The following is a 21,827-nucleotide window of genomic DNA, read 5'->3' on the forward strand; positions in this document are numbered from 1 at the left end:
ACAGGCGGCGCCGGCTTCCCGGCCGGAGCGGTGACGGGTCGGCTCAGGGAGCGGAGTCGGCGTCCGCATCCGCATCCCCCGCCGGGTCCTCACCTGCGCACAGGGCCAGCAGGGCGGGACCGTAGCGCGCGAGCTTGCGGGCGGTGACGCCCGGGACGCGCACCAGCTCGCCCTCGGTGGTGGGACGGGCCTCGGCGATGGCCATCAGCGTCTTGTCGGTGAAGACGCAGAAGGCGGGCTGGCGCAGCCGTCCGGCCTCTTCGGCGCACCAGTCGCGAAGCCTCCCGTAGAGCTCCTCGTCGAGGTCGGACGGGCACTCCACGCACCTCATCAGCTTCATCTCGCCGCCGTCGGTGAGGGTGCGGCCGCACACCCGGCAGCGCACCGTGGACCGCCGCCCCCGTCGCGGGGCGTCACCGTCCGTGCCCCGGCGCAGGACGGTGCCCCGCTCCACGCCGCCCGCCCCAGCCGGCCGGTCCTCCGGACGGGTGAGGGCCGCGCCACCTGAGGCACCCGGGCGCAGGCCTGCCAGGAACCGTGTGACATCCCGCGAGGAGCGTCCCCCCGGAGTACGGGAGAGCGCCCAGGAGAGGGTGAGGTGACGGCGGGCGCGGGTGACGCCGACGTACAGCAGACGGCGCTCCTCCTCGATCTGCTCCTCGCTCTTCGCGTAGGTGATCGGCATCATGCCCTCGGAGAGACCGACGAGGAAGACGGCGTCCCACTCCAGTCCCTTGGCGGCGTGCAGCGAGGCCAGGGTGACCCCCTGCACGGTGGGGGCGTGCTGCGCCTCCGCCCGCCGGCCGAGTTCCGTGACGAACGCGGCGAGGTCCGCTTCCGCATGGGCGGCGGCGAAGTCCTCGGCGAGGCGCGCCAGGGCGGCCAGCGACTCCCAGCGGTCCCTGGCGGCGCCCGATCCGGCCGGCGGGATTCCCGTCCAGCCCATGTCGCTGAGGACGGCGCGCACCTCCGCGGGCAGGCCGGCGGCATCGTTGAGCAGGGTGTCGTTCCCGCCGAAGCGGGCGGCGGCCCGGAGCTTCACCCCGGCCTCACGCACCTCCGGCCGCTCGAAGAACCGCTCGGCGCCTCGCAGCTGGTAGGGAACGCCCACGTCGGCCAGGGCCTGCTCGAACATCTCCGACTGCGCGTTGACGCGGAAGAGGATGGCGATCTCCCCTGCCGGGACTCCGGCGGCGATGAGCTCCCGCACGCGTCGCGCCGTGCCCTCGGCCTCGGCGGGTTCGTCGCTGTAGCGGCTGTGGACCGGCTCGGGCCCCGAGTCCCGCTGGGAGACGAGTTCCAGCCGGTGGCGGGCGGCCCGGCCCGCTGCCCCGGCGAGCAGGGCGTTGGCGAGGTGGACGATCTGCGGACTGGACCGGTAGTCGCGTACCAGCTTGACGACGGTTGCGCCGGGGTGACGGAGGCGGAAGTCCAGGAGGTGGTCGGGGGTGGCGCCGGTGAAGCTGTAGATGGTCTGGCTGGCGTCACCGACGACGCAGAGGGAGTCCCGGTCGCCGAGCCACAGCTCCAGGAGGCGCTGCTGAAGCGGGCTGACGTCCTGGTACTCGTCGACGACGAAGTGCTGGTACTGGGACCGCACCTGCTCGGCAATGTCGCGGCGCTCCTGCAGCATGCCGACGGTGAGCAGCAGCACGTCCTCGAAGTCGATGACGCCCCGCTCCCCCTTGACCTGCTGGTACGCGGTGTAGATGCGTGCGGTCCTGGCCGGGTCGCCGGGTGTGGGGCGGCCGGCCTTGAGCGCGGCGGCGGCGTAGTCGTCGGGTACGGTCTGGGTGACCTTGGCCCACTCGATCTCGCTGGTGACGTCACGCAGCTCGGTGCGGTCCAGGCGCACGCCGCACCGCGCCCCGGCCTCGGCGACCAGTTGGGCCTTGCGTTCGACGAGCCGGGGCAGCTCCCCGCCGACGGCTCGCGGCCAGAAGAACTGCAACTGGCGCAGAGCGGCCGAGTGGAAGGTGCGGGCCTGCACGCCCTCGGCGCCGAGCTGGCGCAGACGGCCCCGCATCTCCCCCGCTGCCCGCTGCGTGAACGTGACGGCGAGCACACTTGCGGGCTGGAGTATCCCGGTCCGGACGCCGTAGGCGATGCGGTGGGTGAGGGCGCGGGTCTTGCCGGTCCCCGCTCCGGCGAGCACACACACCGGCCCGTGCAGGGCGGTGGCGACCTCACGCTGCTCGGGGTCGAGCCCTTCGAGCACCGCGTCCGCGTCGCGGGGCGGAGCGACGTACTGGCTGGGGGCCTGGCGGGAAGCGGGCGGGGTCGAGGGGCTCACCCCGCCATGCTGCCAGGTCGCCGGTCCGGGCGTCGTGGACGGTGGTGTGCGTGTGGACAACCCCGCACCGAGCCTGTGGAGGACGCCCGCCGGTCGGCGGGCGCCCCCGGTCGGCAGACACCGGCCGACCCCCGCGGGCCACGGACGGCCGAGGCGCGTCCGGATCCGGGGCGGCAGCGGGAAGCAGGCAGCGGGGAGCAAGCAGCGGGCCGGCAGGCGTCAGGCAGACGGCCGTGCCCCGGGCCGTCGTCCGCCCGCAACCGCGCCGGTGCCCCCGGGCCTCGCCCGCCCGTGTCCGCGACGGAGCCCCCGGGCCGTCGTGGGACCGGGGGCACCGGGGTGGGGAAGGCTCCGGCGTCCCGGGAAGGGACCGTGCCGGGGCGACCTCAGACGCCGAGGGCCTGCTTCACCTGGGCCAGGCTCGGGTTGGTCATGGTCACGCCCTCGCCGCCGGAGGCAGGCACGACCACGACCGTCGGCACGGTCTGGTTACCGCCGTTGGCCTTCTCCACGAAGGCCGCCGACTCCGGGTCGTTCTCGATGTTGATCTCGCTGTAGCCGATGCCCTCACGGTCCATCTGGCCCTTCAGCCGACGGCAGTAGCCGCACCAGGTCGTGCTGTACATCGTGACAGTGCCCGCCATGAGCTCCGTGCTCCTTTACTGATCGGCCGTATCCGCACGGTCGCGTCTCACCGGCCCTACGTCTGACTGTGACAGCGGGACAACGTCCCCGGCGCCCGGACCATTCCCGTCACCGGTCCGACCGGACGGGGCGCGGCCGGGGCCGCTCGGCTCAGCGCTTCCCCGTGGGCAGGGGCCCGCCGAACCACAGCTCGATGAGGCGGGCGGCGATGGAGATGCCGTAGGGGGGCAGCATGTCACCGTTCTCGACGGCCTCGCGGAGTTCCTCGCGCGAGAACCAGCGCGCCTCCTCGATCTCCTCGCCGTCGACCTGGATCTCCGAGGAGACGGCGCGGGCCATGAAGCCGAGCATGAGGCTGGAGGGGAACGGCCACGGCTGGCTCGCGACGTAGCGGACCTCCCCGACGGTGACCCCGGCCTCCTCGAAGACCTCCCGCCGCACCGACTGCTCGATGGGCTCGCCGGGCTCCACGAAGCCGGCGAGAGTGGAGAACCGTCCCTCCGGCCAGTGGACCTGCCGACCCAGCAGCGCGCGGTCCTTCTCGTCGGTGACGAGCATGATCACGGCCGGGTCGGTGCGGGGGTAGTGCTCGGCACCGCAGGCGGGGCAGCGTCGGATGTGCCCGGCCGCCGCGATGACGGTGCGCTCCCCGCAGCGGGAGCAGAAGCGGTGCAGACGCTGCCAGTTCTCCAGGGCCACCGCGTGCACCAGCAGTGACGCGTCCCGTGCGGACAGCAGCAGGCCCGCCTCGCGCAGGCTCGCCGGCCGCGCCGACTGGTCCATCCGTCCCGGCAGGGAGTCCTTCTGCAGGGCGAAGTAGCGCACCCCGTCGGCGTCCTGGCCGAGGAAGTAGCGGTGCTGCTCGGTCAGCGGCGCCTCGAACGAGGGCGTCATGACCAGTTCGGTGCGGCCGTCCGGGGTGTCGTCGATGAGCGCCTGCCCGCCGGAGACCACGAAGACGCGGGTGGTGGGGTGGCTCCAGGCAGCCGCCAACCAGGCTTCGTCGAGCCGGTGGTGGGCGGCGCGGTCGATGCCGCCGTCACCGCCGAAGGTGATCGTCGGCTGCATCTCGCTGTCATCGGTCCGGGTGGTCACTACTGCTTCCAACTCCCGCTAGGACGTCGGTGTTCCCGCCACGACGACGGGTGGACTGTGCGGAGCCCCTCCGCGGTGCCCGGCCGGTCGCCGGCCTGGCACCGCGACCTGTCCGGGTCGCTCACTGCGGAGGGCCTCCGAGGGGACGGGGCGCCCGCGGTCATCCCGGGTGCCAGGTGGCCGCGAGGTCGCTCCACAGGTGGGCGGCGGCCTCGGCGCCCTTCGCCAGCAGGTCGAGCTCCACCTTCTCGTTCGGCGCATGCCACCCGTCGGAGGGGACGGAGATGCCGAGGAAGAGGACGGGGACGCCCAGGACGTCCTGCAGGTCGGCTGCGGGCCCGCTGCCACCCTCGCGGGTGAACCGGACGCGCTGTCCGAAGGCACGTTCCATGGCCCGGACCACCGACTGCAGCGCCGGGTGGTCCAGCGGCGTCAGGCAGGGGCGGGTGGCTCCCCAGAACGTGATCTCGTGGCGGATGCCGGCGGGCAGGCGGGCCGCCACCCAGTCGCGGACCGCCTGCTGCACCTTCTCGGCGTCCTGCCCGGCAACGAGCCGGAACGAGAGCTTGAGCTGCGCGGCGGACGGGACGACGGTCTTGCCGCCGGGCCCTTGGTAGCCGCCGGAGACACCGTTGACCTCGGCGGTGGGCCGGGCCCAGATCCGCTCCAGCGTCGTGTAGCCCGCCTCGCCGAGCGTGGCGTGGGAGTGGGCGGTCCGCAGCCACCGGTTCTCGTCGAAGGGAAGCTCGGCGAAGAGCGCGCGCTCCTCGGCGGTCAGCTCCTCGACGCCCTCGTAGAAGCCCGGCACGGCGACCCGGCGGTCCTCGTCGTGGAGGGCGGCTGCCAGCCGGGCGGCCTCGGTCGCGGGGTTCGGGACGGCGCCGCCGAAGGAACCGGAGTGGATGTCCTGGTCGGGGCCGCGCAGGTCGATCTGGCAGTCGGTGAGGCCGCGCATCCCGGTGCAGACCGTCGGGGTGTCCTCGGACCACATGCCGGTGTCGGAGACGATGACGGCGTCGCAGGCCAGCCTGTCGGCGTGCGCCCGGAGCAGCTCCGGGAAGTGCGGCGAGCCGGACTCCTCCTCGCCCTCGACGATCATCTTCAGGTGGACGGCGGGGGCCCGGCGGCCGGTCGCGGCCAGGTGGGCACGGATGCCGAGGGTGTGGAAGAGCACCTGCCCCTTGTCGTCGGCCGCTCCCCTGCCGTAGAGGCGACCTGCGTCGACGACGGGTTCGAAGGGGTCGGTGCGCCAGCCGTCGTCCCGGTGGGCCGGCTGGACGTCGTGGTGGCCGTAGACGAGCACGGTGGGCGCGGCGGGATCGTCGCAGGGCCACTCGGCGAAGACCGCCGGCGCACCCTGCGTCTCCCAGACCTCGGTGGTGGGGAAGCCCGTCGCCGACAGCGCCGCTGCCAGCCACTCCGCGCTGCGGCGCACGTCCGGTGCGTGGTCGGGGTCGGCGGAGACGGAGGGCAGTCGCAACCAGTCCGCGAGGTCGTCGAGGAACGCCTCGTAGTGGGCGGCGACGTACGCGCGGACGGCGTCGTCCGAGGTGGTGCTCATGCTCCGAGCCTATCGGGAGCGGGCGAGTGGACGTAGGTCGCCTCCGCCGGGGTGCGGTGGCACGTGCCGCGGAACCACCCCGGGAGGCGGAAGGGGGACGGCAGCCGGGCCGCCCCGGTGCCGGAACGGGGCACGGAGGACCTGCCGGGACCGCAGGGGCCGTCGGCTTCCGCCTTCCTTCTTCGCCGCGCCGTCTTCGCCGTGCCCCTCTTCACCGTGCCCGTCTTCACCGCGCCCGGCTCCGCTGCACCCGGCTTCGCACGGCCGGGGCACGGGCCGGCGCCTCGCTCCCGGCCCCGGCCCCCAGCCCGCGCCCCGGCGTCGGACGTCGGCTACCCGGTGAGGAGGCGTTCCAGCTCGGGGCGGCCGGGGAGGCGGGCGGGGCGCACCACCTCACCGCTGCGGACGTAGACGAAGGACGCCATGACCTCCTCCGGGTCCAGGCCGTGCTGCTCCGCCCAGGCCAGGCGGTAGACGGCGAGCTGGAGGGGGTCGGCGTTCGGGGCGCGGTGCGTCTTCCAGTCGACGATCTCGAAGCGCTCGCCGTTCGGTCCGGTGGTGCGGTACACGGCGTCGATGCGTCCGCGGACCACACGTCCGGCCAGGGTGATCTGGAAGGGCGCCTCCACCCGGTGCGGGGTACGCCGGGCGTAGTCAGTGCGCTCGAAGGCGGCCTTGAGCTCGTCCAACTCGCGTTCCTCGGCCGCGGCCCGGCCTGCGGGACCCAGGAGGGCGTCGGCGCCGCCCGCGCCGTCCTCACCGGCCGCGGCACTCCCGCCGCCGAGCACGGCGGGGCCGTCCGGGTCGGCGGAGACGGCCTCCTCCCCCAGGTCGGAAAGGCCGGAGAGGTCGTACAGGTCGGCGCCGGGGAGTTCCTCGTAGCCGAGCATGGGCAGCGGCAGCTCCTCGAAGCGGGACTCCACCCAGGCGTGGAAGCGGGTGCCGCGCCGGGCGGCGGGCTGGGGCGGACGCGGCATGGGGCGGGCCAGCTCCGCGGCGAAACCGTCGGGGTCGGCGGCCAGCCGCAGCAGCTGTGAGGCGCTGAGGGTGTGGGGCAGCGGCACCTCGTGGTCCGTGACCCGCGAGCGGTGCAGCTCGCCCACGAGTGCCTCCAGGTCCCGGTCCCACGCCGCCACCGTCCGCCGCTCCTCGGGGAGCAGCGTCCCGGGCGCACCCTCGTCCTCGGTGGTGGTGCACCCGGCGGCCACGTCGGCGGCGGCCACACCGTCTGCGGTCCCGTCGGCGGCGGTCACGTCGTCCGCGATCACGTCGGCGGCGGCCACGTCGTCCGCGATCACGTCGGGGGCGGTCACGTCGTCCGCGATCACGTCGGGGGCGGTCACGTCGGCGGGTGCGTCGTCAGCGGGCGCGTCGTCAGAGGCCGCTTCGCCAAGGGGCGTCGTGGGGGTGGACCCGGGCGGGGTGGCGGCGCGTGCCGCCGGTACCCGGGGCCCCGGGGGGGTGTCCGGACGCCCTTCCGTCGCCTCCCCGGGGCGGCCGGTGCTCCAGGAGTCCCAGTCACCGAGGTCCTCCCCAGCCGCGTCCGGCCTCCCGTCCTCGTCCGGAACCTCGTACGGATCCTCGTGCGGGGCCTCCCCCAGGTCTTCGAACGCGTCCCCGTACGGGTCCTCGCCGGGCGTGGCCGGGACGGCGGTCGGGGTGGGTGGGCTGGTGGTCGCCGGGTCGGGGGTGGTCCGGTCCCGGCCCGCCTCGGAGGCCAGGAGGGTGTCGAGGTGGCGTTGCACGGTGGCGGCGGCCTCGCGTCGGCGGGCGGTCGCCTCGGGGTCCAGGGGAAGCGGCCAGGGCTGTTCTTCGGCGGCTGCGGTCAGGGCGGGGTTCTCCGCTCCGTCCTCCGGTGCCTCGGCCCACGCCTCGACCTCGCCGTGGCCCGCCTCGCAGTGGCGGCGCAACTCCTCCAGGAAGACGGACGGTCCGCGAGGACGCTTCTGGTGCGGGCCCCAGCGGTGACCGGAGGCCAGGAGGAGTGAGCGGGGGCGGGTGAAGGTCACGTAGCCCAGGCGGAGTTCCTCGGTGCGCTGGTGGTCCTTCATCCGCTCCTTGAAGGCGGTCAGTCCCTTGGAGTCCCACTCCTCGACGTCGGGCAGCGTGGCGGCGTCACCGCGCAGGGCGTGCGGCAGGACCTTGGCCTGGGAGGTCCACGCCTCGCGGCTCTGCTCGCTGGGGAACTGCTTGTCGACGAGCCCGGGCACGGCCACCACGTCCCACTCCAGCCCCTTGGACTTGTGGGCGGTGAGGACCTTCACGGTGTTCTCGCCCCCGGGCAGTGAGCCGTCCAGCCCCTTCTCGTACTGGTTGGCGGTGCGCAGGAAGCCGAGGAAGGCGAGGAGGCCCGCGTCGCCGTCCAACGAGGCGAACCCCGCGGCGATGTCGAGGAAGTTGCCGAGGGTCTCGCGGCGGCGGGCGGCCAGGGCGTGCGGCGAGGCGGCGAGTTCGACGTCGAGGCCGGTGGTGGCCAGGACCCGGTGGAGGACGTCCATCAGCGGGTCGCTGAGGGAACGGCGCAGGTCACGCAGTTCGCCGGCGAAGTGGGCGAAGCGGACGCGGGCCTCGGCGGAGAAGGGGAGGTCGTCCTCATGGTCGCCGCCGGTGTCGAGGAAGGTGTCCATGGCGTCGGCGAGGGAGACCACCTCGGAGGGGTCCACCCCCTCGACGGCCTCGGCCAGGCGCAGGTCGGCGGCGTCCTCCTCGGCGGCGGCGGGCGGCGGGACGGGCCGGACCAACAGGCGGGCTCGGCGGCCTAGGAGGGCGAGGTCGCGGGGGCCGATGCGCCAACGCGGCCCCACCAGGAGGCGGACCAGCGCCGCGTTGGCGGTGGGGTCCTGGAGCACCTCGCACATGGCGACGAGGTCGGCGACCTCGGGGAGGTGCAGCAGGCCGGAGAGACCCACGACCTCGACCGGCACCTCCCGGGCGACCAGCGCGCCCTGGAGGGCGGCGAAGTCACCGGCGGTACGGCAGAGCACGGCGATCTCGCCCGGGGGCGTGCCGGTGCGCACCAGGTGCGCGACGGAGTCGGCGAGCCAGTGCAGTTCCTCGGCGTGGGTGGTCAGCAGGGCGCAGCGGACGACGCCGTCGCGTTCGGCGCCGGGCGCGGGGCGCAGCGCCTCGACGCCCTCGTGGAGTGCGCGCAGCGGCGCGGCCAGCCGGTTGGCGAGGTCCAGGAGCCGGCCGCCGCTGCGGCGGTTCTCGCTGAGGGAGTGGCGGGTGGCGGGGGTGCCGTCGGCGTGGGGGAAGTGGCGGGGGAAGTCGTCGAGGTTGGCGACGGAGGCCCCGCGCCAGCCGTAGATGGCCTGGCAGGGGTCGCCGACCGCGGTGACGGCATGGCCCAGCCCGGGCGGTCCGCTCCCGGCGGGGTGGCGGTCTGCGGGCCGCCGCCCGGCGTCCTGGCCGCCGCCGGGCCCGCCCGCCCCGAAGAGGCCGGAGAGCAGGAGCCGTTGGGCGACGGAGGTGTCCTGGTACTCGTCGAGGAGGACGACGGGAAACTCCTCGCGCAGCATGCGGCCGACCTCGGCGTGCCCGGTGGCGAGGGTGGCGGACATCGCGATCTGGTCGCCGAAGTCGAGGAGGTCGCGACGGCGTTTCTCGGCGCGGTAGCGGATGACCAGGTCGACCAGTTCCCTGCGGGCCCGTGCTGCTTCGGGGACCTTGCGAAGGTCGGCGTTGCTGAGGCGGGCGCCGTCCAGGGCGGCCAGCAGGGCGGTGTCGTGGGCGAGGAGGTCCGCCGGGTCGACGAGGTGCTCGGCGAGTTCCGCGTCGAGGGCGAGGAGGTCCTCGACCAGGGCGGGCAGCGACCTGGTCAGGGCGGGGTAGGGGCCGGGCGCGGTGCGCAGGACACGGGCGGCCAGTTGGTAGCGGGTGGCGTCGGCCAGCAGTCGGGCGCTGGGCTCGACGCCCATGCGCAGCCCGTGGTCGGTCAGCAGCCGGCCCGCGAAGGCGTGGTAGGTGGAGATGCGCGGCTCGCCGGGGACCTGGTCGCTCTCGCCGCCGGCCGTGGTGGGGGCCGGGTCGGGGTCGGTGACACCGGCGGCGGCCAGCGCGCGGCGCACCCGCTCGGCGAGTTCGCCGGCCGCCTTGTTGGTGAAGGTCAGGCCGAGGACGCCCTCGGGCGGGACCTGTCCGGTGCCGACGAGCCAGACGACCCGGGCGGCCATCACCGTCGTCTTGCCCGACCCGGCTCCGGCCACGATCACCTGGGGCGCCGGCGGCGCGGTGACGCACGCGAGCTGCTCGGGGGTGAAGGGGATGCCGAGGAGCGCTTTGAGCTGCTCGGGATCGTCGATGCGGGTGGGCACGTCTCGACGGTAGCGGGACCCACCGACAACCGGTCGGGCCGTGGTCGTGACGCCTCTCACGGCCGGCGCGCGGTCCTCGGCTGAAGCCTGCGCGGGGCCCCGGCTGACGGGCGGCTTCGGGGCCCCGGCCGACGGCCGGCGCGGGCGCCCGCCTCACGTCCGAACGGGCCGCGGGCCCAATCCGACGGCAACGGGCCCGGTCCGACGGCAGCGGGCCCGGCCTGGTGCGGGCGGGTGCGCAGCCCGGTGCGGGCCTCGTCCCGCCCGCCGGCGCCCGCCTCGCCTCACTCCACGATCTGCCGCCCCTCGGGCTGTGCCGAGCAGGCGCCGCGGAAGGCGCAGTGGGTGCAGTGGGCGCCGGTGGTGGGGGTGAACCGCTCGTCCAGTACCCGTCCCGCGGCGGTGGCCAGCAGTTCGCCCACCCAGTCACCGCCGGTCCCGGCCCCGTCCCCTTCCGTCCCGTCGGGAGGTGTGCCGGGGGGCCGGGCGTCGGGCAGCGGTTCCTGGGTCTGGACGGCCGGGAGGGTTTCGCCGCCCTCCTTGCGGGTGGCTCCCAGGCGGAGGTGGACGAGCTGGGCGCCGCCGAGCGCGGGGGTGGTCCCGCCGAATGCCTCGTCCGCGGCCCCCTCCCGCACGGCCAGCTGGTAGACGGCCAGCTGGGGGTGGCGGGCCACCTCCGGGCCGGTGGGCTTGGCCTTGCCGGTCTTGAAGTCGACGACGTAGGCGCGGCCCGCGGGGTCCGCCTCGACGCGGTCCATGGTGCCGCGGATACGGATCTCGACCCCTGGCTCGGCCTCACCGACCGGGCCGGCGCCCTCACCCGGCCCGCCGCTCTCGCCCGGCCAGGAGGTGTCTTCCCGGAGAGCGTCGCCCCCGGTGTCGTCACCGGCCCCGGAACGGTCATCTCCGGAACCGTCGTCTCCGTAACGGTCATCCCCGGAACGGTCGTCCGAGGCCGCGGTGCCGGAATCCGCTGGGGCGGCGGGGGCCCCGCTCCGGTCGGTGGGTCCGCTACCGGTGGGGGGCGGGGGTGCCTGGCGGCCGGCGCGGAGCGTCACCTCGAAGGGCAGCTCGCTGGCGAGGGTGGTCCTGCCCAGGGTGTCGCGCTCCATGACGTGCCAGCGCAGGAAGCGTTCGAGGGCGGCGCGGGCGTTCTCCTTCTCCTGACGGGACTTCCAGGGCGCGTCGAAGGCCATGGCGTCCCAGACGGTGTCCAGCCGCTCCATGAGGACCGCGAGGTCGGCCGGGGTACGCCCGGAGGCGACCTCGTCGGCGAGCACGTGCACCACGTTGCCGAAGCCCTGGGCGGCGGTGGCGGGCGCGTCGGCCTTCACCTCGCGGCCGAGGAACCACTGGAGGGAGCAGGTGCGGCCGAGCTGTTCCAGGGCGCTGCCGGAGAGCGCGAGGGGCCGGTCGGGGTCACGTACCGGCACCGGGTTGCGGGTGGGTTCGCGCAGCCCCCACCAGCGCTGCGGGTGGGCGGCGGGGACCAGGGGGCGGCCCTCGTCGTGGAGCGCGGCCAGCTTGGCCAGGCGGCTGGCGGCGGCCTCGCGCAGCGCCGGGGAGGCCGCCGGGTCGACGGTGGTGGCGCGCAGTTCGGCGACGAGGGCGGAGACGGCCAGCGGGCGGCGCGGCCGGCCGGTGACCTCGCGCGGCTCGACGCCGAGTTCGGTGAGGAAACGGGAGGGCTGGTCGCCGTCGTCGGCGGGTGCCTTGACGGCGGTGACCACGAGGCGTTCCCGGGCGCGGGTCGCCGCCACGTAGAAGAGCCGGCGTTCCTCGGCCAGCAGCGCCCCGGGGGTGAGCGGCTCCGCCAGACCGTCGCGGCCGATGCGGTCGGCCTCCAGGAGGGAGCCGCGGCGGCGCAGGTCGGGCCAGAGCCCCTCCTGGACACCGGCGACGACGACGAGCCGCCACTGCAGTCCCTTGGCGCGGTGCGCGGTCATCAGCCGCACCGTGTCCTGGCGCGGCACCCGGCGGGTGAGGGTGTCGGCGGCGATGTCCTGCGCGTCGAGTTCGGCCAGGAAGTTGAGTGCGCCGCGCCCGCCGACCCGCTCCTCGGCGCGCGCCGCCGTCTCGAACAGGGCGAGCACCGCGTCCAGGTCGCGGTCGGCGTTGCGCCCCGCGGGCCCGCCGCGACGGGCCGCCCGTTCCAGGCGCTGGGGCCAGGGCGTGCCGTCCCAGAGGGACCACAGCGCCTGCTCGGCGGTCCCGCCCGCGGCCAGCAGGGCGCGGGCCTCGCCGAGCAGCCTGCCCAGCCGTCCGGCCGCGCGGGCGGCGGCGGAGTCGTGGACGGCGAGGCGTTCGGGGGCGGCGAGGGCCCGGGCGAGCAGGACGTCGGAGGGGGCCGGCACGGCATGCCCGGCGGCACGCTCCTCGTCGCGCAGGGCCCGGCCCAGGCGGCGCAGGTCGGCCGCGTCGACGCCGCCGAGCGGGGAGGCGAGCAGCGTGGCGGCGGTTTCGGCGTCGAGCCAGTCGGGGGCCGCCCGGTGGCCGGTCCCGGCGGCCGGTGCGGTGACGGCGCCGGTGGCCGGCTCCGCTGCGGGGGCGGGGCCGGACGCGTCAGCGGCGGGCTCCGGGGCGCCCGGTGGTCCGGCGCGGTGGCCGGGCAGGGCGGCGTGGGCGGCCACCCGCAGCGCGGTCAGCAGCGGGACGACGGCGGGCTCCAGGCGCAGCGGCAGGTCGTCACCGTCCACGTCCAGCGGCACGCCTGCCGTGGTCAGCGCGCGACGCACCCCGGGGATGGCGCGGGCCCCGGCCCGCACCAGCACCGCCATCTCCCCCCACGGAACGCCGTCCTCCAGGTGGGCCCGCCTCAGGAGGTCCGCGAGGTTCTCCAGCTCGGCGCCGGCGGTGGGGTAGGTGTACACCTCGACCGAGCCGCCCGGGCGCACCGGTGTGAGGTCACGGTGGGCGCGTACCGCGTCGGCGGGCAGCCTGGTGAGCGGCATGCGGGCGGTGAGCAGCCGGGTGGCCTCAAGGAGCGTGGCCGTGGAGCGGCGGCCGGTGCGCAGCACGGCGACGGGTGCGGGGCTGCCGTCGGCGCGGGGGAAGGTGTGCGGGAACTCCAGGATGCCGCCCACGTCGGCGCCGCGGAAGGCGTAGATCGACTGGTCGGGGTCGCCGAAGGCCACCAGGGCGGGCCCCGGGGCGGCCGCCGCGCGGCGGGGGGCCGGCGGTGCGGTGCGGCGGCCCGGCCCGGTCCTGCCGGTGAGGGCCCGCAGCAGCCGTACCTGCGCGGCGTCGGTGTCCTGGTACTCGTCGACGAAGACGGCGTCGTAGCGGCGGGTGAGGTCGGCGCGCACCTCGGGGCGCTCGGCGAGGAGCACGGCGCGGTGGACCAGTTCCGCGTAGTCCAGGACGCCCTGTGCGTCGAGGACGTCGAGGTACTCGGCGAGGAAGCCGGCGGCGGCCTGCCAGTCGGGGCGTCCGGTGCGGCGGGCGAACGCGGCGAGCGCCTCGGGGCCCAGGCCCAGTTCGCGGCTGCGGGCGAGGACCGCGCGGACCTCGTCGGCGAAACCGCGGGTGGTCAGGCAGGCCCGCACCTCCTCGGGCCAGGGCACGCCCGCGCTCCCCGTGCCGGCCGAGGCGGCCTGCCCGGCGAGCAGTTCGCGCACCACCAGGTCCTGCTCCGGGCCGGAGAGCAGCCGCAGCGGGTCGGCGAAGAGGTCGGCGTCCTGGTGCGCGCGGACGAGCGCGTAGCAGTAGGAGTGGAAGGTGGTGGCCTGCGGGGCGAGGAGCGGGCGCGGTGCCGCGCCGGCTGCGGGGGCGCCGGCCGGGGCGTCCTCGGGCACCGCCAGCCGTGCGGCCATGCGGTCGCGCAGTTCGACGGCGGCGCGGCGGCTGAAGGTGAGGACCAGGAGGCGTTCGGGGTCCGCGCCGGCCCGTACCCGGCGGGTGACGGCCTCCACGAGGGTGGTGGTCTTCCCCGTGCCGGGGCCGGCCAGGACCAGGAGCGGTCCGCCACCGTGCTCAACCACCCGGCGCTGCGCGGCGTCCAGGTCAGGACGGCGTGGTGGGGCGGGCGGGGTGCGCAGCAGCCGGTAGGGGCCGGAGCCGTCCGACCTCGCCGGGCCGCGACGTGCCGGGCGCGTCGCGGGAGGGGCGGAGAAGGAGGAGCTCACGTGGATCGCCGGTTTCGCAGGAGGTACGGGTGGGTGGCAGGGGGCCGGGGAGCGGCGGGCCGCGGCGGGCCCGCGGGTGGGGCGGGGGCCCGGCCCGCCCGCACCGCCGTCCGGGTGCGCCACGCTCGGCCGGAAGGTGCGCGACGCCGCCCCGACGCTACGCCAGGCGGCGCGGCGCCCGCAGCCGGAGCGGCGCTGCGCGCCGGGTGCGAGCCTCCGCCGCGGGCGCGCTCAGCCGGGTGCGCCGCCCCGGTCGGGCGGGGGGCTGCCGCCCGGTGGCCCGCCGTCCGGTTCCCGGTGCGGGCCGGCGGCCGGGTCGCCGTCCCAGCGGGCGCGCCGCATGTCGAGTCTGACCTCGCGGGCGGCGGCACGTCCCGGCCGCTCCCCGCCGGGGGCCGCCGGCTGCCGCAGCGGGGTGCCCTCGGCCCGGTAGTGGCTGAGGGCCCGGGCCTCGCTGCCGGGCAGCAGGTGGCCGTCGGAGCGGACCACGCGCCACCAGGGGACGGCAGCCCCGTACAACGCCATGACCCGGCCGACCTGTCGCGGTCCGCCACTGCCCGGAGGGCCGGCGGCGCCGGGCTCGCGCGGCGGCTCGTCCTCCCGCAGCCACGCGGCGACGTCGCCGTAGGTCATGACGCGGCCGGGCGGGATGCGTTCGGCGACGGCCAGGACCCGCTCGGCGAAGTCGGGCAGCTCGGCCGAGGCCGTGCGGGGAGCGGCGCGGTCCTGCGCGGCGAGGGGGCGGGAGCCCGGTGTGCGCGGGGCGCCGGGCGCGGCGGTGGGAGCCGGTTCACTCCATGGGGTGCGACCGTCCCGGCTGTCTCGGCCCTTCACAGTCATTCGCCCGATTTTGCCGTACGGCACCGACAGCGCGTCACACGGCCGGGCGACCGCCACGACGCCGCAGGTGGCAGTGGTGAGGGGCACACCGGGCAGCACAATGCGGGACATTTGACCGTGATCATGACCGAACCGCACCCTGATGCCTCCGCCCGCCACCGACCCATGCCACCATCTTCCGGACGGTGACTGGTGACACGCGATCGCGGAGAGACGGCGGAGCACCCGGACGCGGCGCCTCAGCGCGGGGCGGGCGACCCGCCGACGCTCCCCGGGAGCCGGGGCGCCGGTCCGCACACCCCGTCGACCCAGGCCGGCGTACGGCAGGGCGACGGTCGTCAGGACGGCGCCGGCGCACCGGTCACCCCGGTGCGCCCCGCCTGCCCCGGCGTCCCGCCGCGGCAGGCGCCACCACCCCGGAACACGACCGAAAAGGCGAGGACGATCGAGAAGGCCGAAGGCGCCCGCACCCCCGCGGCGCAGCACCGGAACCACCGGCTCGACCCGCCAACCGCCGACCCGGCGGGGGGCGGGGCCCACGAGTCGCACACCGCCCAGTCGGCGGCCGAGAGCCCGGCCGGGCAGCCGGCCGCCTCCGGCGAGGCCGCGGTGACGGACCGCCACGCCGCCCCGGCCGGTACGCCGCGGGCGCAGGACGAGCGCTCCGCGCCGCCCGGCGGCCTGGCGAGGACCGGTGGACCGGAGGGTTCCGGCGCCCCGGGCACCCCCGAGTCGCCCAGCGGCTCCGGCGGTCACGCCCCTGCCGGGGCCGAGCACCCCGCAGGCTCCGAGGACCCCGGCCGGCACGGGACCGAGGCGGCCCCCGGGACGACCGGGGCCCACCCGGCGCCACCCCCCGGAGCGAGCCCGGAGCGCGGGTCCCAGCCCGCCCCCGGGGCCCCGGACCACACCGCCGCCGACCGGCCGGAGCGCCCCTCGCACGGTGACGCCGGCACCGGCTCCCACCGCGCGCTCCCCGCCGAACCGGGCTCGCCGCTGGAGGAGCCCGGACCCGGCGGTACGGGGGGCGACGGCGGGTTGCCCGCCGACCGGGTCTCCGGCGACGAGCCACTCCTGCCCGCCCGGGTGCACCGCCCCGCCGACCTGCTGCGCTTCCTCCTCGGGCTGGTGGGGATCGCACTGGTCCTGGCCCTGGCGACGTTCGCGCACGGCACCACCCAGGGCCTGGAGAACGACATCGGCAAGGGAGCCGGCCAGGCCCCGCCGCTGCTGATCAACTTCGCCGGCCTGACGGCCTCCATCGCCGTCCTCATCGTGCCGGTGGCCTTCGCCGTCGAACGGCTGATCAAACGGGACGGGCTGCGCATCGCCGACGGCGTGCTCGCGGCGGTCCTGGCACACGGCGTCTCCCTCGCCACCGACCTGTGGGTCTCCGACACCGCCCCGCCCTCCATCCGGGACGCGCTGACGCAGCCGCTGGCCAACGGCGCCCTGACCACACCCGTCCACAGCTACCTGGCCCCGGTCATCGCCTACATGACGGCGGTGGGGATGTCCCGCCGGCCGCGCTGGCGGGTGGCGATGTGGTGCGTGCTGCTGCTGGACGCCTTCGCGGTGCTCGTGGGCCGCTACACGACGCCGTTCGCCATCGTCACGACGATCCTCATCGGCTGGACGGTGGCCTTCGCGACCCTCTACGCGGTGGGCTCGCCCAACGTCCGGCCGACCGGGCAGACGCTGCTGGCGGGCTTGCGCCGGGTGGGGTTCCGCCCGGTCAGCGCGCTGCGGGCGGAGGAGGTGACCACGGAGGACGGCCACACCGGGCACCACGAGCACGGCGACCGGGGCCGGCGTTACCTGGTCACCCTGGAGGACGGGCCCCCGATCGACGTCACCGTCGTGGACCGCGAGCAGCAGGCCCAGGGCTTCTTCTACCGGCTGTGGCGCCGCCTGTCGCTGCGCGGCATCTACCAGCGCCGCAGCCTGCAGACGCTGCGGCAGGCGCTGGAGCAGGAGGCGCTGCTGGCCTACGCCGCGATCGCCGCTGGCGCCAACGCGCCGAAGCTCATCGCCACCTCCGAACTCGGCCCGGACGCCGTGATGCTCGTCTACGAGCACCTCGGCGGCCGGCCGCTGGACACGCTGGCGGACGAGGAGATCACCGACGGGGTGCTGCACAGCGCCTGGGAGCAGGTGCGGGCGCTGCAGTCGCGCCGCATCGCCCACCGGGCGCTGGTGGGCGACGCCCTGCTGGTGGACACCTCGGGTGAGGTGGTCCTCTCCGAACTGCGGGGCGGTGAGATCGCCGCGGGCGACCTGGTGCTGCGGATGGACGTGGCGCAGCTGCTGACCACCTTCGGGCTGCGGGTCGGCGCGGAGCGCGCGGTGGCGGCGGCCGTGGCCGTGCTCGGCCCCGACGCGGTCGCCGACAGCCTGCCGCTGCTCCAGCCCATCGCGCTCAGCCGCACCACCCGCGCCACCCTGCGGCAGCAGAGCCGGGAGCGGGCGCAGCGGGAGCGGGAGGCGGTCCTGGAGGCGTCCCGGGTGGCCAAGGAGCACCGGGCCGCCGAGCGCGGCTCCCACCCGGCCGCCGCTGCCCCCGCCGGCGGGCGCAAGGAGGCCAGGGCGGAGAAGAACGCGGAGAAGCGGGCGATCGACGACGCGCTGGAGGGCGCACGCGAGGAGGACATGCTGGCGCAGATCCGCCGGCAGGTGCTCCGCATCCGCCCCGCCGCCACGGTCGAACCGGCGCGCCTGGAACGCATCCGGCCGCGTACCGTCGTCAGCTGGGTCGCCGGCGCCTTCGCGGGCTACTTCCTGCTCTCGCAGTTCGTCCACGTCAAGTTCGGGCAGCTCATCCACGCCCAGTGGTGGTGGGTGGCGGCGGCGGCGCTGTTCTCGGTGCTCACCTACGTCGCGGCGGCGTTCAGCCTTCTGGGGTTCGTCACCGAGCGGGTCTCCTTCTGGAAGACCTTCCTCGCCCAGGTGGCGGGCGACTTCGTGAAGCTGGCGGCGCCGCCGGCCGTCGCGGGCGTCGCCCTCAACGCGCGGTTCCTGCAGCGTTCCGGCATCCGGCCGGGCCTGGCGGTGGCGAGCGTCGGTGCCTCGCAGCTCTTCGGGCTGGGCGCGCACGTGCTGCTTCTGCTCGTCTTCGGCTACCTGACGGGCACCGAGCGCACCCCCTCGCTCTCCCCGTCCCGCACGGTCATCGCGGGCCTGCTCACGGCGGCCGTGCTGGTACTGGTGGTGACGGCGATCCCGGCGCTGCGCAAGTTCGTCTCGACGCGGCTGCGCAGCCTGTTCGCCGGGGTCGTGCCGCGCATGCTGGACGTCCTGCAGCGGCCCCGGAAGCTGGCGGTGGGCATCGGCGGCATCCTGCTGCTGACGGCCGCCAACGTCATGTGCCTGGACGCCTCGATCCGGGCCTTCGGCAGCTCCGAGCAGATCAGTTACGCGAGCATCGCCGTGGTCTTCCTGGCCGGCAACGCCCTCGGCTCGGCAGCTCCCACGCCCGGCGGTGTGGGCGCGGTGGAGGGCGCGCTGGTCCTCGGTCTGTCGGCGGCAGGGCTCGCGGGGGACACCGCGCTCTCCGCGGTGCTGCTGTTCCGCCTGATGGTCTTCTGGCTGCCGGTGCTGCCCGGCTGGCTGGCCTTCACGTACCTGACCCGCAAGGGCGAGATCTGAGGCCGCGGGCAGCGTGAGCGCCCCCGGCCGCGGGCGCGGCGACGGGCGACGGGCGACGGGCGACGGGCCGGGACGCGTCCAGGGCCCGCCGGGTGATCCGGCGGGCCCTAGACGCGTGGTGCGGGTCCGGCGCGCGGGGCCGCCGGACCGGACTGCTCAGTGCACGGTCAGTAGACCGGCTTCTCGGGCTCGATCTGGTTGACCCAGCCGATGACACCGCCGCCGACGTGGACCGCGTCGGAGAAGCCCGCGGACTTCAGGACCGCCAGGACCTCCGCGCTGCGCACGCCCGTCTTGCAGTGCAGGACGATCTTCTTGTCCTGCGGCAGGCCCTCCAGGGCGTTGCCCATGAGGAACTCGTTCTTCGGGATCAGACGGGCGCCGGGGATGGAGACGATCTCGTACTCGTTGGGCTCCCGGACGTCGATGACGTCGATCGACTCGCCCTCGTCCATCCACTGCTTGAGCTGCTTGGGCGTGATGGTGGAGCCGGCGGCGGCCTCCTGGGCCTCCTCCGAGACCACGCCGCAGAACGCCTCGTAGTCGATGAGCTCCTTGACGGTGGCGTTGGGGCCGCACACCGCGCAGTCGGGGTCCTTGCGGACCTTGACCTGCTTGTAGGACATCTCCAGGGCGTCGTAGATCATCAGGCGGCCGACCAGCGGGTCGCCGACACCGGCCAGCACCTTGATCGCCTCGGTGACCTGGATGGAGCCGATGGACGCGCACAGCACGCCCAGCACGCCGCCCTCGGCGCAGGAGGGGACCATGCCGGGGGGCGGGGGCTCCGGGTACAGGCAGCGGTAGCAGGGGCCGTGCTCGGACCAGAACACCGAGGCCTGGCCGTCGAAGCGGTAGATCGAACCCCAGACGTACGGCTTGTTCAGCAGCACGCAGGCGTCGTTGACCAGGTAGCGGGTGGCGAAGTTGTCCGTGCCGTCGACGATCAGGTCGTACTGCGCGAACAGCTCCATCACGTTGGAGGAGTCCAGGCGCTCCTCGTGGAGGTTCACCGTGACGTAGGGGTTGATGCCCAGCACGGTGTCCTTGGCCGACGCGGCCTTGGAGCGGCCGATGTCGGACTGGCTGTGGATGATCTGCCGCTGCAGGTTGGACTCGTCGACCTCGTCGAACTCGACGATGCCGAGCGTGCCCACGCCGGCCGCGGCCAGGTACATGAGGGCGGGCGAGCCGAGTCCGCCGGCACCGACGCACAGCACCTTCGCGTTCTTCAACCGCTTCTGCCCGTCCATGCCCACGTCGGGGATGATCAGGTGGCGGGAGTACCGGCGTACCTCGTCGACGGTGAGCTCGGGAGCCGGCTCGACCAAGGGTGGCAGCGACACGAATGACCTCAGCAAGTGTTGGTCGATCTGGGTGGGCGGTTCCCCCTCTCGGACAACGCCGAGGTGGGGGACGTTCTCTCCCGTAACACTGCCACGCGCTTCTTCATTCCGAGACACCTGTTCCGATGCGCGAGACGACATCGTCCCAGTAGCCGGGCAGCGCCTCCCAGGCGCCCTCCTGCTCGGTGCGGTCGGTGAGGCAGACGGTGCCTGCGCCCTGCCACCGCGCGATCCGCAGGGCCTGAGCGAGGTGGAGGCGGGGCAGGCCGTGGACGAGGTGGACGAAGCGCTCCGGCGGGTGCTCAGCCGTCCACTCCGGCGCCTGCCACCACCGGTAGTCCACCCAGGCTCCCCGGTAGAGGACGAGCTGGTCGGCGAGGTCGGCGTACCCGGCGTCCGGGGTCCCGCTGTGCCCCGTGACCAGGTGCGCCCCGGCCCGCAGTGCCCGCAGCGTCGTCGTCAGCCGCTGGATCTGCGGCAGCCCCGTCCGCCTGCTGGGACACCGCACGAGATGGAACCCGGCGACGCCGTACCAGTCGAGGTACCGGGAGGCGTCGGCCACCAGTTCGCCGAAGGGCCGGGCGCCGTGCCGGACGTCCAGCAGGCCCAGGACGCGCACCCCGGCCACCCGGAGCCGCGCGGCGGCGGCCAGGCAGTAGGGGTCGGGGCGCGCGCCGGGGCCCTGGGCGACGTCGAGCACCGCCCAGTGCAGGGGAAGGCCGGGACGGGTCAGCCCGGCCCACTCCCCGGGTGCGAGCAGGGGGTGACCGCAGCCCGGCACGCCGAGCCCGAGTGTCCCGGCCTCGACTGCTGCCGGGGCACCCGCCGGTGGGGCGGTCAGATACGACACGCCGCCTCCATCCAGATGTCCGCGAGTGACTCCTCCAGGCCGATGCGCGGCCGCCAGCCGAGCCGGTCGCGGGCGGTGCGGACGTCGGCCTGCTGCCAGGCGCCGCAGCCGTCGGGGTAGCCGACGCCCTGGAGCGCCGCCGACGGCAGCGAGTGGCCGGGGCCGTGGGCGGTGTGCTCGGTGGCCTGTGCGGGGATGGGGCGGTGGGGGGCGCCGGGGTGGTGTCCGGCGGGACCCTCCGGTTCCAGCAGGGTGCCGCTCCAGCCGGCGACGCGGGCCAGGACGGCGGCGGCCTCCCGGAGCCGGACCGCCCGCCCCGAGCCGATGTTGATCACGCCCTGCGCGGCCGAGAGCGAGGCGGCGTGGACGGCCCGGGCGACGTCCCGCACGTCGACGAAGTCGCGCTGCGCGCCGAGCCCGCCGAGCCGGAGCTCGTGCTCGCCCGACTGCATGGCACGCCGCAGCGCCTCGGCCAGGCGCCCCAGCGGGGAGCCGGCCGGGGTGCCGGGGCCCGCCGGCGAGAAGACCCGCAGCACCACCGCGTCCAGGCCGGAGCCCAGAACCAGCTCGGTGGCGGCGAGCTTGCTGACCCCGTACGGCCCGCCCGGCCGGGGGACGGCGTCCTCGGCGGTGGAGGCGCCGGGCTGGGCCGGGCCGTACTCGGCGGCGCAGCCGATGTGGACGAGCCGGGCGCCGCAGCCGCTGCGCCGCAGCGACTCGCAGACCGTGGCGACCGCCACCGTGTTGTGCCGGGTCAGCTCGCGGGCACCGCCCCGGGTGGTCCCCGCGCAGTTCACGACGACGCCGGGGTGCACGGCGTCGAGGAAACGGGTCAGCGCCCCGGGGCTGCCGGTGGCCAGGTCGAAACGGACGTCGGCGTCGTCCCCCCTGCCGAGGGCGGTGAGCTGGACGGCGGGGTCGGCGAGCAGACGGTCGGCAACGTAGCGGCCGAGAAACCCGTTGGCACCGATCAGCAGCACTCTCATCGGTCGGCCCCCCGGAGGTGGTTGCGGGTCGGGAGAGGGTCGGTCATGACGGTGGCTCCTAACTCTGGGGACGGAAGGGCCGGCGCGGGGCGGACGCCGGCCGCGGGGAGGAAGGGTGGGACGGGGGCG

The 21,827-nt window shown here is 75.6% G+C and carries 11 protein-coding genes; 1 reads left to right on the forward strand and 10 read right to left on the reverse strand.

Going from position 1 to position 21,827, the window contains the following annotated elements; genetic code table 11:
- Positions 1–43 precede the first annotated feature (43 nt).
- From ACFV3R_RS13345 to ACFV3R_RS13375, 7 genes are all read right to left on the reverse strand, one after another.
- Positions 44–2,293 carry an ATP-dependent DNA helicase UvrD2 gene (locus ACFV3R_RS13345; protein ID WP_385580406.1) on the reverse strand — a complete coding sequence of 750 codons (2,250 nt, stop codon included), beginning with the start codon at positions 2,291–2,293 and terminating at the stop codon, positions 44–46.
- A 386-nt stretch (positions 2,294–2,679) separates the two neighbouring features.
- Positions 2,680–2,937, reverse strand: coding sequence for a glutaredoxin domain-containing protein (locus ACFV3R_RS13350; RefSeq protein WP_385580409.1), 258 nt, complete (start codon positions 2,935–2,937; stop codon positions 2,680–2,682).
- A gap of 151 nt (positions 2,938–3,088) precedes the next feature.
- The gene (gene nudC / locus ACFV3R_RS13355; protein ID WP_385580412.1) at positions 3,089–4,033 is read right to left on the reverse strand and encodes an NAD(+) diphosphatase; all 945 of its coding nucleotides are present in this window, start codon (positions 4,031–4,033) and stop codon (positions 3,089–3,091) included.
- A 160-nt stretch (positions 4,034–4,193) separates the two neighbouring features.
- On the reverse strand, positions 4,194–5,594 hold the full coding sequence (locus tag ACFV3R_RS13360) for a dipeptidase (protein WP_385580415.1): 1,401 nt from the start codon (positions 5,592–5,594) through the stop codon (positions 4,194–4,196).
- 332 nt (positions 5,595–5,926) lie between these two features.
- Positions 5,927–9,907, reverse strand: coding sequence for a UvrD-helicase domain-containing protein (locus ACFV3R_RS13365; protein WP_385580417.1), 3,981 nt, complete (start codon positions 9,905–9,907; stop codon positions 5,927–5,929).
- Between the two features lie 284 nt (positions 9,908–10,191).
- Positions 10,192–14,031: an ATP-dependent helicase gene (locus tag ACFV3R_RS13370; protein ID WP_385580420.1), complete on the reverse strand. Its 3,840-nt coding sequence runs from the start codon at positions 14,029–14,031 to the stop codon at positions 10,192–10,194.
- Positions 14,032–14,262: 231 nt separating this feature from the next.
- Positions 14,263–14,871: an MGMT family protein gene (locus ACFV3R_RS13375; RefSeq protein WP_385580423.1), complete on the reverse strand. Its 609-nt coding sequence runs from the start codon at positions 14,869–14,871 to the stop codon at positions 14,263–14,265.
- A 996-nt stretch (positions 14,872–15,867) separates the two neighbouring features.
- On the opposite strand from ACFV3R_RS13375, the gene ACFV3R_RS13380 reads away from it, so the two are divergent.
- Entirely contained in the window at positions 15,868–18,516 is a 2,649-nt protein-coding gene (locus ACFV3R_RS13380; RefSeq protein ID WP_385580548.1) for a flippase-like domain-containing protein, read from the forward strand.
- 167 nt (positions 18,517–18,683) lie between these two features.
- Here the strand turns inward: ACFV3R_RS13380 and moeZ are convergent, their stop codons facing one another.
- From moeZ to ACFV3R_RS13395, 3 genes are all read right to left on the reverse strand, one after another.
- On the reverse strand, positions 18,684–19,862 hold the full coding sequence (moeZ, locus tag ACFV3R_RS13385) for an adenylyltransferase/sulfurtransferase MoeZ (RefSeq protein ID WP_385580427.1): 1,179 nt from the start codon (positions 19,860–19,862) through the stop codon (positions 18,684–18,686).
- A 103-nt stretch (positions 19,863–19,965) separates the two neighbouring features.
- Complete coding sequence (locus ACFV3R_RS13390) at positions 19,966–20,712, reverse strand: spherulation-specific family 4 protein (RefSeq protein ID WP_385580430.1); 747 nt, start codon at positions 20,710–20,712, stop codon at positions 19,966–19,968.
- Entirely contained in the window at positions 20,700–21,698 is a 999-nt protein-coding gene (locus tag ACFV3R_RS13395; RefSeq protein WP_385580434.1) for an NAD-dependent epimerase/dehydratase family protein, read from the reverse strand. Before ACFV3R_RS13395 ends, ACFV3R_RS13390 begins: the two co-directional genes overlap by 13 nt.
- Positions 21,699–21,827: the final 129 nt, after the last annotated feature.

The sequence above is a fragment of the Streptomyces sp. NPDC059740 genome (assembly GCF_042733155.1).
Classification (GTDB): Bacteria; Actinomycetota; Actinomycetes; order Streptomycetales; family Streptomycetaceae; genus Streptomyces.

Excerpts from the sequence above, each read along its gene's own strand:
- ACFV3R_RS13360 (WP_385580415.1), bottom strand. The coding sequence starts at position 5,594 with ATGAGCACCACCTCGGACGACGCCGTCCGCGCGTACGTCGCCGCCCAC.
- ACFV3R_RS13395 (WP_385580434.1), bottom strand. The coding sequence starts at position 21,698 with ATGAGAGTGCTGCTGATCGGTGCCAACGGGTTTCTCGGCCGCTACGTT.
- ACFV3R_RS13350 (WP_385580409.1), bottom strand. The coding sequence starts at position 2,937 with ATGGCGGGCACTGTCACGATGTACAGCACGACCTGGTGCGGCTACTGC.
- ACFV3R_RS13375 (WP_385580423.1), bottom strand. The coding sequence starts at position 14,871 with ATGACTGTGAAGGGCCGAGACAGCCGGGACGGTCGCACCCCATGGAGT.